Origin of the sequence: Marinicauda sp. Alg238-R41, assembly GCF_947331485.1 — a bacterium.
Lineage (GTDB): Bacteria > Pseudomonadota > Alphaproteobacteria > Caulobacterales > Maricaulaceae > Marinicauda > Marinicauda pacifica.
In genome coordinates this window covers 1,332,059-1,343,737 of record NZ_CAMZOJ010000001.1, presented here as the reverse complement: position 1 = coordinate 1,343,737, position 11,679 = coordinate 1,332,059, and the positions used below count along the sequence as shown (strand labels likewise).

12 protein-coding genes are annotated in these 11,679 nt (G+C 65.9%); 5 read left to right on the top strand and 7 right to left on the bottom strand.

Going from position 1 to position 11,679, the window contains the following annotated elements; genetic code table 11:
• Positions 1-44: 44 nt before the first annotated feature.
• From PGP17_RS06380 to PGP17_RS06365, 4 genes are all read right to left on the bottom strand, one after another.
• Positions 45-1,295 (bottom strand): mechanosensitive ion channel family protein, encoded by a 1,251-nt coding sequence (locus tag PGP17_RS06380; RefSeq protein ID WP_270374669.1) that lies wholly within the window; start codon positions 1,293-1,295, stop codon positions 45-47.
• Complete coding sequence (locus tag PGP17_RS06375; protein ID WP_270374668.1) at positions 1,292-2,893, bottom strand: peptide chain release factor 3; 1,602 nt, start codon at positions 2,891-2,893, stop codon at positions 1,292-1,294. The genes PGP17_RS06380 and PGP17_RS06375 overlap by 4 nt, the downstream gene beginning before the upstream one ends.
• A gap of 259 nt (positions 2,894-3,152) precedes the next feature.
• Positions 3,153-3,560 (bottom strand): hypothetical protein, encoded by a 408-nt coding sequence (locus PGP17_RS06370; protein ID WP_270374667.1) that lies wholly within the window; start codon positions 3,558-3,560, stop codon positions 3,153-3,155.
• Between the two features lie 65 nt (positions 3,561-3,625).
• Positions 3,626-3,964 carry a DUF1491 family protein gene (locus tag PGP17_RS06365; RefSeq protein WP_135943127.1) on the bottom strand — a complete coding sequence of 113 codons (339 nt, stop codon included), beginning with the start codon at positions 3,962-3,964 and terminating at the stop codon, positions 3,626-3,628.
• Between the two features lie 56 nt (positions 3,965-4,020).
• Here PGP17_RS06365 and PGP17_RS06360 point away from each other — a divergent pair, with 56 nt between their 5' ends.
• Together PGP17_RS06360 and PGP17_RS06355 are read left to right on the top strand one after the other, a co-directional pair.
• Entirely contained in the window at positions 4,021-5,595 is a 1,575-nt protein-coding gene (locus PGP17_RS06360; protein WP_135943126.1) for a hypothetical protein, read from the top strand.
• A 17-nt stretch (positions 5,596-5,612) separates the two neighbouring features.
• Positions 5,613-6,527 carry a hypothetical protein gene (locus PGP17_RS06355; protein ID WP_270374666.1) on the top strand — a complete coding sequence of 305 codons (915 nt, stop codon included), beginning with the start codon at positions 5,613-5,615 and terminating at the stop codon, positions 6,525-6,527.
• A gap of 3 nt (positions 6,528-6,530) precedes the next feature.
• Here the strand turns inward: PGP17_RS06355 and PGP17_RS06350 are convergent, their stop codons facing one another.
• A complete protein-coding gene (locus PGP17_RS06350) occupies positions 6,531-8,309 on the bottom strand; it encodes a sensor histidine kinase (RefSeq protein WP_270374665.1) in 1,779 nt (592 codons plus the stop codon).
• Between the two features lie 159 nt (positions 8,310-8,468).
• Between PGP17_RS06350 and PGP17_RS06345 the strand changes: the two genes are divergently transcribed.
• The 3 genes from PGP17_RS06345 to PGP17_RS06335 all read left to right on the top strand — a co-directional run bounded on the left by PGP17_RS06345 (position 8,469) and on the right by PGP17_RS06335 (position 10,426).
• Entirely contained in the window at positions 8,469-9,503 is a 1,035-nt protein-coding gene (locus PGP17_RS06345) for a hypothetical protein (RefSeq protein WP_270374664.1), read from the top strand.
• A gap of 231 nt (positions 9,504-9,734) precedes the next feature.
• The gene (locus PGP17_RS06340) at positions 9,735-9,953 is read left to right on the top strand and encodes a hypothetical protein (RefSeq protein WP_270374663.1); all 219 of its coding nucleotides are present in this window, start codon (positions 9,735-9,737) and stop codon (positions 9,951-9,953) included.
• 56 nt (positions 9,954-10,009) lie between these two features.
• Positions 10,010-10,426 carry a SufE family protein gene (locus tag PGP17_RS06335; protein ID WP_135943121.1) on the top strand — a complete coding sequence of 139 codons (417 nt, stop codon included), beginning with the start codon at positions 10,010-10,012 and terminating at the stop codon, positions 10,424-10,426.
• A 1-nt stretch (position 10,427) separates the two neighbouring features.
• Here PGP17_RS06335 and PGP17_RS06330 read toward each other — a convergent pair whose 3' ends face one another.
• Entirely contained in the window at positions 10,428-11,204 is a 777-nt protein-coding gene (locus tag PGP17_RS06330) for a DUF6456 domain-containing protein (protein ID WP_270374662.1), read from the bottom strand.
• Positions 11,201-11,563 (bottom strand): helix-turn-helix domain-containing protein, encoded by a 363-nt coding sequence (locus PGP17_RS06325; RefSeq protein WP_270374661.1) that lies wholly within the window; start codon positions 11,561-11,563, stop codon positions 11,201-11,203. Before PGP17_RS06325 ends, PGP17_RS06330 begins: the two co-directional genes overlap by 4 nt.
• Between the last annotated feature and the right edge of the window lie 116 nt (positions 11,564-11,679).

The following is an 11,679-nucleotide window of genomic DNA, read 5'->3' as shown; positions in this document are numbered from 1 at the left end:
CGAAAGACCGTTCTGCGTCACCTCGATCCAGGATTGAGCCCGGCCTAGTCGGAGTCGTTGTCCGGCTCGTCCCCGGCCTCGCTGGGGGTTTCGCGTCCGCGCATGTCGGGCAGCGCACTGTCCCGGCCGACATGCTTGCGCACGCTCGGCGGAACGAAAACCTCCGTGCCTTCATCCATGTAGATAGTGGTCGACGGGAAGGCGAACGCAGTCCCGGCCTCTTCCTCGACAATACGCTTGACCGCAAAGGCCAGCTCCTCCTTGACCCGCAGCCACTCGCCCCAGCTCGTGGTGTGGGTGAAGCAATAGAGCAGGAAATCGATGGAGGACGCGCCGAAGCTGTCCACGTGCATGAAGGTCGACACTTCCGGCGGGTCGGCAAAATCGTCGTTGGTCAGGATATAATCGAGCACGTGATCGCGGATGTATTTCAGCTGCTCGGTCGTCGTCTTGTACTCAACGCCGATGGACCATTTGATCCGGCGATGGGTCATGCGTGTGAAGTTCGTGACGGCATTGTCGGCCAGGAAGGAGTTCGGCACGTAAACCGGGCTCTTGTCGAACCGGCGTACCAGGGTCGAGCGGAAATTGATCTTCTCCACATGGCCTTCGACGATGCCGTCGACGAGGATCCACTCGCCGGGGAGAAAGCGCTTCTCGGTGAGAACCAGAAGGCCCGCGATGAGATTGCGGAACAGATCCTGCGCACCCAGGCCCACGGCGACGCCCAGCAGGCCGAGGCCCGCGACGATCGGCGCCACCGGGATGCCCCAGATCTCCAGCACCGCGCCAATACCCACGACCACGAACAGGATACGCAGTGCCTTGGCGAGCCAGTCGACCAGAACCGGCGTCAGCAGATTGCGAAGTCCGGTCAGCAGATAGCTGACGGGCAGGACCGCATTGTGCAGCGCCCAGAATATGGCCACGGCGATCAGGGACTGGACCAGACGCGTCCCGGGCCCGGCCCCATCGGGCCCTTGCAGCCCGACAATCTGCACGGCGATATAGACCCCGACGATGATCGGGATCAGGCGCAGCGGGTTCGAGATCGCGGCCAGGACCTTGTCGTCCAGCAGGGTCTGGGTCTGCTCGACCCGGTTCTTCAAGATCACATTGAGCACGCGGGTGAACAGACCCCGCACCGCAAATGCGATCATGATGACGAGAAGCGCGACCAGCGCGTCGCCGACATTCAGCCCGAGAAAGCTCGTATCCCAGACGAAGGCGACCTCGCCCCACAGATTGCGGGCCGTTTCGGTAACCTGGCGGAAAACGCCGGACTGCGCACTCATCCGCGCCGCTCCTTGGCTTTCAGAAACTCGATATCAGGGTATTTTTCCTGGCTGTAGGAGATCTCCCAGGCCGACTTGGCCATGAAGACCAGCGCCCCGTCGATGTCTTCGGCTATCGCCGACTTGTGACGATCGATAAAGGCTTCAAGCTTGTCGTCCGGCCCGGTGATCCAGCGCGCCGTATCGTACGGGGCAGGCTCGAAGATGACGTCGATGCCGTACTCGGCGGCGACGCGTTCGGCCATCACGTCGATCTGCAGCGCGCCGACCGCACCCACGATGAAATCCCCGCCGACCTGCAGGCGGAAGAGCTGGGTCACGCCCTCCTCGGCCAGGCTTTCCAGCGCCTTCTTCAGGTGCTTGGCCTTGAGCGGATCCTTCAACCTCGCCCGGCGCAGCATCTCCGGTGCGAAATTCGGTATTCCGGCGACCTGCCACTTGCCGCTTTCCGAGAGCGTGTCGCCGACGCGCAGAACCCCATGGTTCGGGATGCCGATCACGTCGCCGGCATAGGCATTGTCGGCGATCTCGCGGTCCTGGGCGAAGAACAGGATCGGGTTGGACACCGTCATCGTCTTGCCCGCGTCGGTCTTCAGCTTCATGCCGCGCTTGAACGTGCCCGAGCACAGCCGCATGAACGCCACGCGGTCGCGGTGATTGGGATCCATGTTCGCCTGGATCTTGAACACGAAGCCGGCCACTTCCTTGTCACCGGGCTCCAGCTCCGGCTTGGACCCGCCGACCGCGGGCTGGGCCTCGGGTCCAGGTGCCACCTGGACCAGCGCGTCGAGCAGCTCGCGCACGCCGAACTGGCGCAGCGCCGAACCGAAATAGACCGGGGTGAGATGGCCCTCGCGATAGCTTTGCGCATTGAAATCGACACAGACCTCGCGCGCCAGTTCCACGCCTTCGGTGATTTCCTCGGTCTCGGCCGGCGACATGATCTCGTTCAGCGCGTCCGGTGTCAGCGCGAGACGATCTGACGCCTTTTCCGGGTCGGCGTCATCGCCGGGGCGCTCATACCGGATGAATTGCCCGGTCTGCAGGTCGGCGACCCCTTTAAAGCGCTGGCCCGAGCCGGAGGGCCACTGCATCGGCGCGGCATCGAGCGCCAGCTTGTCCTGGATGTCGTCGAGCAATTCGGACGGGTCGAGCGCCTCGCGGTCCATCTTGTTGATGAAGGTCAGGATAGGAATGTCGCGCAGGCGGCAGACCTCGACCAGTTTCAGCGTGCGCGGTTCCACGCCTTTGGCCGCATCCAGAACCATGATGGCGCTGTCGGCGGCGGTGAGCGTGCGGTAGGTGTCCTCGGAGAAGTCCTCGTGGCCCGGCGTATCGAGCAGGTTGAACAACAGACCCTTGTATTCGTAGGTCATGACCGAGGCGCTGACCGAAATGCCCCGCTCGCGCTCGATCTTCATCCAGTCCGATTGCGTGCGCCGGTTCTGGCCGCGCGCCTTGACCTGACCGGCGAGCCGGATCGCGCCGGCGGCGAGCAGGATGTTTTCCGTCAGCGTGGTCTTGCCCGCGTCCGGGTGGGAGATGATGGCGAATGTCCGCCGGCGCGCCCATTCCGCGCCGTTAGCCGCATCGGTCATGAAGGGTCCTGGAAGGTTTTCGGGTCTGACCGTGCGGACTAGCCGAGCAAGCCTGAAAGGGCAAGCCGGACGGGGAGTGAGAGTCCGCGCTCCAAGGCCGGCCAGGCGACTCCTACTCCTATCACGACGATCACAGACCCTCGCCACCGCTTCGGGGCCGGACGAGCGCGTGGACAGTGAGAAAGAGCGCGGATCGGGAGAGTATATGCGCACCTGGCAAGGGCAGGGATAAGCGTGAAGTCCCGGGGCTTCCGCCCGCCTACGCCTGCATTCTTTGAGGTGCGTGATCCCAGACGGCGCTGTTGGTGGCGCGCGGCGTCAGCTTGCCGCCCTGCTGCAGCTCGCGCAGCTGGACAAGCGTGACCAGGGAGACGGCGGCCAGACGCACCTGAACGTCCTGCGGACCACGGGCGGCGGTCGGCCGCACAGCGAGAACCGCGTTCGCCTCACCCGTCTTCCAGGCCAGCATCGCGGCCAGGAAATGGGCCTTGTCCGGCCGGTTCTGCGCCAGGTCCGGATCGTCGAAAATGGTCTCGCGCAACAGCTTGATGGTCTTGGCGACGCCCAGATTGAACAGCTGGGCCTCACTGAGCGGGCTCCGTGCGGCCAGGGCTGTCGCCCGGGGCTCTGCGACGTCGAAAACCACTTCGTTAAACAGGAAGAGCATGAATGTGCCGTCCGTGCCGATCGTTCGAATTCGTTTCAGGTCGGCCCAGTATTGCCGGATGCGCGTTAAGACTTCTCAAGCGGCTCGGTAAGGAAATGTCGACCATAACGGTCCTCGACCTCGACGACCCACAGGTCGGGGTCGTCCTCCAGCCGGCGCCGGGCGTAGTCGTCCGCGCGAACCTCGGCCAGAGGCCCCTCGCCCAACGGCTGGCTCCACACACGCTGACCTGAAAAATCTGTAACCGGCACAAACAGATGCGCCGTGCGGTCGGGCATGGACACCTTGACCAGAACTGCGCCGGCATCCGGATCGCCGCGCTGGGCGACATAGACCGACGCGCCCGCCCCCTCGGCACGCCAGCGCAGGGCGTCGACCCAGAATTGCGTCTTCAGTTCATTCATTCGGCTTGATGGCAAAGCAATTGCTTAATAAAGTCCTAACCAGAGGGGAATGTTTCATGTCGATACGCTTTGTTCTGACGTGCGTCGTGGCGTTGGCTTGCGCCTGTCTGTCGCTGTCCGCAATTGCTCACGCGGAGGACTTGCGTGCCGCCCGCTCGGAGGAACACGCCCTCAGCTCCCTGGCCGCACAAAGCAGCGTGACGCTGAACGAGACGTCCGGCCTTGCCCGTATAAGCTTCGACATCGCGCCTGGCGCCCGGGCCGAGGCGGTCGAACTCGTCCTCGTCGCGCGCCCGGTCAGCCCTCAGTCCGGCGGGCGCCTGCAGGTCTCGGTCAATCGCGGCCGCAGCGTCACCCTCGCTCCGCAGCCGGAAAATTTCGAGGCCCGCTTTGCGCTTTACGCTGACTCGCTGCGCGAGGGAAGAAATACGTTGAACCTGAACTTCGACGCGGCTGGCGAGGACGGCTGGGTCATCGATGCCGAAGCGAGCCGGCTGCGCGTTTCCGTCGCCCCGGCAGCGGGTTATTCCAGCCTTTCCGATGTCGAGGCCGCCCTGGGCGCCGACTTTGCCGCGCCGCGCCGCATCTTCATCGATGCCGGTCAGGCCGGGACGCAGGCTGTCCCCGTTTCGGCCCTTACGGCCCAGGGGCTCGCGCTGCGTATGGGTGAGGCCCCGATTCTGGTCAGCGAACGCAGTGTCGCGGAACTGACCGTTCGCGCGGTCGCCGACCCGGCCGCCGCGACGCCGGCCGTAACCCTGACCGGCGAAGACGAAATCCAGCTCAGCGCCACCGATTCCGCTGCCCTGATCGCCGCCGCGCGCCTGTTCGCCGCGCGCTCCATGGATGGCCAGGATCGCCGCTTCGGCGCCGCGCAGGCCCTCTCCGCCGCGCGCCTGGTCCGTGACACCGGCTTTGAAACAACGGGCGCCAATGCGGATCTGGAGACCCTGGCGGGATTCGGCGCTCCTTTCGGCGCGGAGCAGGGCATCGCCACCGCCGTCGTCTTCACCGATACCGATCCGCAGGCGCGACTGGCAGCCCTGGCCGTCGTGGGCCGTGCGGCCATCGCCTCGGGCTCGGCCTGGATTTATGGCTGGTTCGGCGAGGACATCGACGCCGCGCCGGCGAGCCATCACCGGATGGTGCTTGGCCCGCTGTCCACCATGGACAGCCGCCTGCTCGCCGCGGCTCCTGCAGAAATGCGCGCGGCCACGGATGCGGCACGCGCACGCCTGCCGCGCCAGCGCCGCCATTTCGGTTCGACCGCCTACGCCGACGACACGGTCGGCCCGCTGGCCGAGATCGCCGGGATCGCCGCTATCTATGAAGACACGTCCGGACAGACCGTGGCCATCATCACCTCGCCGGACGGGGCCGACTTTGCCCGCGCGGCCCGGCGCCTGGCCCGGTCCTCGCTGTGGAACGGCATGGAAGGCCAGGCGGTCCTGTGGGACGCCTCGGCCGTAACGGCCTTCGGTCCCACCACCGGCCCCGCCTTTTCGCGTGAAGCCTTCGTCGTCTTCCTGCGCGACAATGATCGTTATGTGGCGCTGGGCGCGTTTTCGCTGGCGATGTTGCTGCTGCTGAGCGGCAGCGCTGTAAACCGGTCAGCAAGCCGACGTGTGTAAGACTGACGGACATGTGGATGTCCGTCAGCTCTCTCGCCCTTGTTCTCGGCACCAGCGATCCCTCCGGGGGCGCCGCGCTTGAGGCGACCTTTATCGGTCGCGCGCGCGCCATTGCCGCCGATGAAGCCTGCGACCTGTTCGATGAGAACCAGCGTACCGCGCTGCAATCGGGCCTGAGCCAGGCACGGCGGGATCTGCGCCGGGCCGGCTATGATGGCGGTGACATCGACGCGGCCCTCGCCCGCGTGCGCACCGACCGGCAGCTGGCAGACTGTTCCAGCGAGGGCGTCACCGCGCTCGCCGAGGATTATCGCAGCGCCTATGCCGGCTATGCGCGCCAGCCCTCCCTGAGTTTCGAAGGCCCCCGCCATCGCTGGACCGCCGACCGGACCGAATACGAGTTCGTGCACTGGCCGCTGGTACAAAAGATCGACGGCGGACATTTCGGACGGGCGGTTCTTTCCGGTCCGCGCGACGAGACGCGCCAGGTCGAGCCGGCGGTCGTGCTGGAAGGCCAATCGGACGCGGTCAGCGCAATGCTGGTCCTGCGCGATACGGCCAAGCGCGCCGAGCCCTATGACCGCACGCTGGGCGGGCTGTATGCCCTGCCTGACGGTGAGGAGCTGGCCCGCTACAGCGCGCCGTCCCATGCCGAGCGGAGAATCTTCGCGTCCGGGCGCATCGATCCGGCGCAGGCGCGGGTGCTGAATGCGGGCGAGCGCGGCAACGATTTGCCCGAGGCCTACGGCTTCCGATTCCCCGAAAGCGCGCTGACCGCACTGGCCGGACTGGAGCCAGAGGAAGCGGCGGCCATCGAGCTTGTCGACAATCGCGGCCGCGTCATCGACCGTGTCTGGGTGGAGGCAGGCCAGCTTCAGGCCGCGCTGGATTTTGCCAGCGTGCCCTACGAATCCATCACCGCATCGCGCTAGGGATCAGGCGGCGCCGCTGTTTGCAGCCTGCGAGATGACGTCGCCCGCGCTCTGCGCACGGCGGATCTGTTCATGCACGGCGAGCGGCTCGAACGTTTCGACATCGCCGCGCGCATCGACGAGCACCGGCAGGCGGATCGTGACGGTTGTCCCCTCGCCCTTGACGCTCTGGACGGTCATGCGACCGCCATGCATCTCGGCCAGCGACCGTACCAGCGACAGGCCGAGGCCCGAACCGCGCTCATCGCTGGTCAGCGAGGAGTGGGTCTGGGTGTACTGGCCGCCAAGAGCGCGCAGTTCGTCTGCGCCCATGCCGACACCGCTATCGCCGACAGCAAGGACAAGCTCGTCGCCTTGTGCGCGTGCCATTACAGCGACCGCGCCACCCTCGGGCGTGAACTTCACGGCGTTGGAAATCAGGTTGAGGAGGATCTGGCGCACCGCCTTGCGGTCGGCATCAACCTCCAGCGCATCGCTGCCGGCGTCTGTCGAGAGGGTCAGGCCCTGATCTTCGGCGCGCAGGCGCAGCATCTTCGCACAGGTCTCCACGACGTCGCGCGCGTCGAAGCGGTCGGTGACCAGCTCATAGCGGTCGGCCTCGATCTTGGACATGTCCAGCACATCGCCGATCAGGTCGAGCAGATGAATGCCACTTTCGTGGATCAGATCGCCATATTCGGCGTAGCGGGCTGGCAGCGGGCCGAACAGGCGCTGCTTCATGACATCGGAGAAGCCGATGATGGCGTTGAGAGGCGTGCGCAGCTCATGACTGACCGCTGCCAGAAATTCCGATTTCGCGCGGCTGGCCGCAATCGCCTCGTCGCGCTCGGCGCGGATACGTTCGATCTCGGCGTGATCGGCCGCGTGACTCTCCGGCGCAGCCTGCGCCTGACCGGTCACCGCCTCACCGTCAACCAGGCTGAGAACCAGGCCGTCTGCACTGCGCGCCTGAACGGCATGCACGGTCCGGGCACGGCCCTGGTTTCCGCGAACGGCAAAGTCGAAACCTTGCACGCTGGCATTTGCGTCCACGCTCTGCAGGCCATCGCGGATGGCCAGACGATCGCCGTCGTCGAAAGCCAGACCTTCAAGCGGCAAGCCGGTCAGATCGCGCGGCACGCCGGGGATGAGACGGTGCACCGCGCGCGAGGCGGCCGTCATCACGCCATCGCGGTCGACCGCCAGCAGCGGGCCGGGCGCATCCAGAAAGGCGCTGGCCGCCGGACGCAGGCGCGAGACCTCGGTGCGCGCGGCGTTCAGACGCCCTGCGTACCGGGCGCTGGCGACAAGTCCGCACATCGCCAGGAAGCCGGCGAGGGCCAGAATGACGGAGCCCGACGCCAGGATTGTAGCGTCCGGGGCCGGGCCGAGGAGCTGGAGCATGGCCAATCCGGAAAATGCAATGGCGTTCAGCGTCCAGGACAGTGCAGCATCGCCCTGACGCCCGCTGGCCGCCATGGCCGCGGGACCGGCGAGAAAGACCAGAGCAGCGAAAGTCAGGGGACCGCCCAGCGCCGCCGTCGCGGCCAGCGCCGGCAGCACCCAGGCCAGTGCCATGATAAACCGGCTTGCCCGGCGCGAGAGGGCGCGTGCGGATGCCAGCTGCAACCCGGCCAGTCCTGGCAGGGCGGCGAGCGCGAAAAGCGCCAGCGCAGCCGGGCTGACGCCCCGGTCGGCCAGGACCTGAAAACCCGCCGCGAGCACAGCACCCAGCCACAGGGCGTGCACGGCGCGTCCGGCTATCCGGTCCAGGTATCGGGCTAGGCGAAGGGTTTGACCCATCAAGGAGATTCCGACTCACTTTTGATTCACCACTCCAAACTCTGCTTCGCGCATTAACAATTATTGAATCTCAGCCTGACAGCTTTGTCATACTTGGAAGTTCGCCCGATTACGGGCAGTATCTTTCCTGCTTCCCAGCATCAAAAAGGAGCGGCTCGAATGATCGGGGCGTTTGTATTCGCGGCGACGTTGTCACTGACCCAGCAGACCCAGGAGACGCCTGAGCCGGCGCAGATGCCTGAAGGCCCGGTGCTGAGCGCACCAGATCAGACTGCACCGGACGAGAGCGGCGAACTCCGGGACACCGCCTCCACCTATGCGGCCTACCACTCCCAGGTGAATGCGGCCGGGCAGCGCGAGCTGCTGTCGGGCGAGGATCTGGACACCACGATGGATACGCTGGCGGCCTATTATAGCGGCGACCGGCTCGTGGATGCGCAGATCGCCTACACCGCGCTCGTCGCCGCCCAGAACCCGCAATTCATCGACGAGGTCCGGGCTGTCGCCGACTATTACGGTACGGACGTGGCCGCCCGCGCGCTCATGGAAGACCCGCTCTATGTAACCGGTTTCATGGGCGCAGACCTGGCCGCGGACTCGGTCAACACGACGGTGGGCGAGGACGTGGCCCGCATCAACGATGTCGGCATGCGCTACCGCCAGGCCGCCTACAATCTTCAGACCGAAGCCTGGGCACAACGCCGCGCGCGCGACCGGCAGGACCGCCTGGCCGCAATCGAGAGTGCGTCCAGCCGCCTGGCCACCGATTTCAGCCTGTCCGGAGCCGGCCCGGGCCCGGCGACCCTGCCGGACACGCAGGCACCCACCGCACGGCGCATGGGCTCCGCTTCATCCTTGTTCGGCGATGATGTCGCCACCGATACCACGGGCCCGATCACGCTGTCGGCGCTTGAGGTGACGGTCGGCGAACGCCAGCTCGAGCCGGACGAGCGCCGCGTGGGCCAGATTCTGGTGGTGGCCGCGCTTCAGGCGATCGAGGGAGGCGATCTCACTTATATGGACCAGCTTCTCTCCAATCCGGCCGTGGAGCGCTGCATCCAGTGGGCGAAGCTGAACCTTCAGCAGTGCGTTGCCGCCGGCCATTTCAAATATGAAGACGCCTTCTGCATCGCCGAGCACGCGCTCGACGAGGTCGCGGACTGTCTGACAACGGCCAGAATCGTGCCGAATTGAAACAGAAGTTTGAAGTCTAGCTTAACGCCGTATCAATATTAGCCGTCTGTTTACCAGTGCGCCTGGAATCAATGGAAAAATCCGGGAACCAAGCTAGCCTCGATATTGCTTCTAGAACCGAAGCGAATAGATCGAGGCACCCCAATGCTTTTCTGTCTTCGAGCGGCATTCTGGATTTTGGTCGTGGCGGCGTTCACGCCCCCGAGCTTTCACATGGCTGAAAACAGCCCAATGAAGGGTCTGATCCTGTCGGCCGTGGAAGCGCCCGGCCACCAGACCATCGAGGGCGTCATCGCGGCGTCCGAAGATACCAGCTCGCGTGTGTGCGGCGAGTATGGGGAGGTCTGCACGGTCACGGCGCAGCTCGGCAGCTTTGCCGGCCTGGTCGGCGACATCGCGGTGAATCGCGTCGAAAGCTGGGCTGCCAGCCAGCGTGCGTCCAACGACTAGGCGCGCGCCGCAAGGGGGCCCTTGCCCGCCACCCCCGCGATCGCTAACTGACGGGTATGACACAGCTTGAATCCGACATTGACGCCCTGGTCGACGAGTTCGACCTGATGGACGACTGGGAACAGCGCTACCGCTATCTGATCGAGATGGGTCAGGCTCTCGCACCGCTTGGCGAGACCGAGTATTGCGATGCCAACAAGGTCAAGGGCTGCGTGAGTCAGGTCTGGCTGGTGCTGGACGATCAGGATGGCCGGCTCATCGTGCGCGGCGACAGCGACGCGCATATCGTCAAGGGCCTGGTCGCGCTGATGGAGCGGCTCTATTCCGGCCGCAGCCCGCAGGACGCACTTTCCATCGATCCCAAAGCCGTGCTGGGCCGTATCGGCCTGGCCGAGCACCTGTCGCCCCAACGCTCCAACGGTCTGGCGTCCATGGTCCAGCGCATCCGCGCCGAGGCGCAGGCGGCGGCCTGACCTACTCGAACGGATTGGCGGCCGCGGCCGGGGCCAATATGCCGTAGTGGACCGCCAGCCGGTCGAGCGCGAGTTTCAGCGCCGGCGCGCCGCTGCGGTCCGGCCAGTCGAGCGTGCGTTCTGCGGCCTGCATACCGGTCTCGCGCAGGAGCACGCTGACCAGCAAGCGGTCAAACCCCGGTCCCACCGCCGCCAGTGCGTCCATGACGCGCCGGCGCGCATCGATACGCGAGACCGGGGCGTCGGCCGGGTCGCACCGGAACCCGCGAGTCCCGCCGCCCGGAAGCCGGGTCCAGTCACTGCCTGCGGGAGATCCCATGGCCGAGCGGTGATAGTCGGCACGCAGCCGTTCGCCGGCCATGACCTGCCCGGCCGACAGGAGCGGCGCGCTGCCCGGTGTGGTAGCGCGGGCATAGCGCGCAAGCGGAGACTCGCTGAGATTGACCGTGACCTCCTCAATGCGTCCGTGCGCGTCGATCACCGATCGGGTGGAGAGATGACGGTGCTGCTGCGCGAAAGCGTCCGCTGCGGGACAAGGCGCCTCGAAACGTCTCAACGCGGAGTGACCGGCCGCGCTCAGCCGGTAGACCTCCTCCCCGGCCTCCTCAATCTGACCCCCGCTCAGAGCCTGCGCCATTTCGCGCACGGTGGCGATTGCCGACGGACGCCGCCTGCGGTCCGCTGCAGCATAGACCCCGTAGCCCGTCCGCCCGCCGGCCAGTGGAGCGAGGACCCGTCCGGGCCTGGCAAGGCGCACCATCCAGGCCGGAGCGCTCATGCCGCCTCGCCCGCCTGGTCCTCCCAGACCGGTGTCGGCGCAGCACGCAGGCACGCTTCCAGCGCATCCAGCCGGTTATCGAAGCCGATATCGTCGCGCCGGTCCTCGATCCGGTGACAGGCATAGGCTGCCGTCGTGCGGTCGCGGCCAAAGGCCAGCCCCACGCGCGCGAGCGACAACTCGAATGCGACATGAGCCAGATACATCGCGACTTGCCGGGCGAGCGCCACATCGGCCGACCGCCGCGTAGGCGCGGCAATCTCCTCGACGGGCACATCGAACGCATAGGCGACCGCCTGCTGGGCAAGCCGGGCGCGGGCCCGATCAAGCCGCAAGCGCTGAAATCTGTTCTCCACCATCCTCGTTTCTCCTCCATCCCCAGGGAATGGACCGATGTTAGGAACATCGAATGGAGGAGAGGATAACTTTCCTATTATTCTCCCATAAAGCGTTTTCCGCAGAATAAAGTTGCGAA

What these genes read in the sequence shown, in the direction of transcription:
- PGP17_RS06365 (WP_135943127.1), bottom strand. Translation starts at nt 3,964, where the DNA reads ATGAATGAACTGAAGACGCAATTCTGGGTCGACGCCCTGCGCTGGCGT.
- PGP17_RS06355 (WP_270374666.1), top strand. Translation starts at nt 5,613, where the DNA reads ATGTCCGTCAGCTCTCTCGCCCTTGTTCTCGGCACCAGCGATCCCTCC.
- PGP17_RS06335 (WP_135943121.1), top strand. Translation starts at nt 10,010, where the DNA reads ATGACACAGCTTGAATCCGACATTGACGCCCTGGTCGACGAGTTCGAC.
- PGP17_RS06370 (WP_270374667.1), bottom strand. Translation starts at nt 3,560, where the DNA reads ATGCTCTTCCTGTTTAACGAAGTGGTTTTCGACGTCGCAGAGCCCCGG.
- PGP17_RS06345 (WP_270374664.1), top strand. Translation starts at nt 8,469, where the DNA reads ATGATCGGGGCGTTTGTATTCGCGGCGACGTTGTCACTGACCCAGCAG.
- PGP17_RS06380 (WP_270374669.1), bottom strand. Translation starts at nt 1,295, where the DNA reads ATGAGTGCGCAGTCCGGCGTTTTCCGCCAGGTTACCGAAACGGCCCGC.
- PGP17_RS06375 (WP_270374668.1), bottom strand. Translation starts at nt 2,893, where the DNA reads ATGACCGATGCGGCTAACGGCGCGGAATGGGCGCGCCGGCGGACATTC.
- PGP17_RS06350 (WP_270374665.1), bottom strand. Translation starts at nt 8,309, where the DNA reads ATGGGTCAAACCCTTCGCCTAGCCCGATACCTGGACCGGATAGCCGGA.
- PGP17_RS06340 (WP_270374663.1), top strand. Translation starts at nt 9,735, where the DNA reads ATGAAGGGTCTGATCCTGTCGGCCGTGGAAGCGCCCGGCCACCAGACC.
- PGP17_RS06360 (WP_135943126.1), top strand. Translation starts at nt 4,021, where the DNA reads ATGTCGATACGCTTTGTTCTGACGTGCGTCGTGGCGTTGGCTTGCGCC.
- PGP17_RS06330 (WP_270374662.1), bottom strand. Translation starts at nt 11,204, where the DNA reads ATGAGCGCTCCGGCCTGGATGGTGCGCCTTGCCAGGCCCGGACGGGTC.
- PGP17_RS06325 (WP_270374661.1), bottom strand. Translation starts at nt 11,563, where the DNA reads ATGGTGGAGAACAGATTTCAGCGCTTGCGGCTTGATCGGGCCCGCGCC.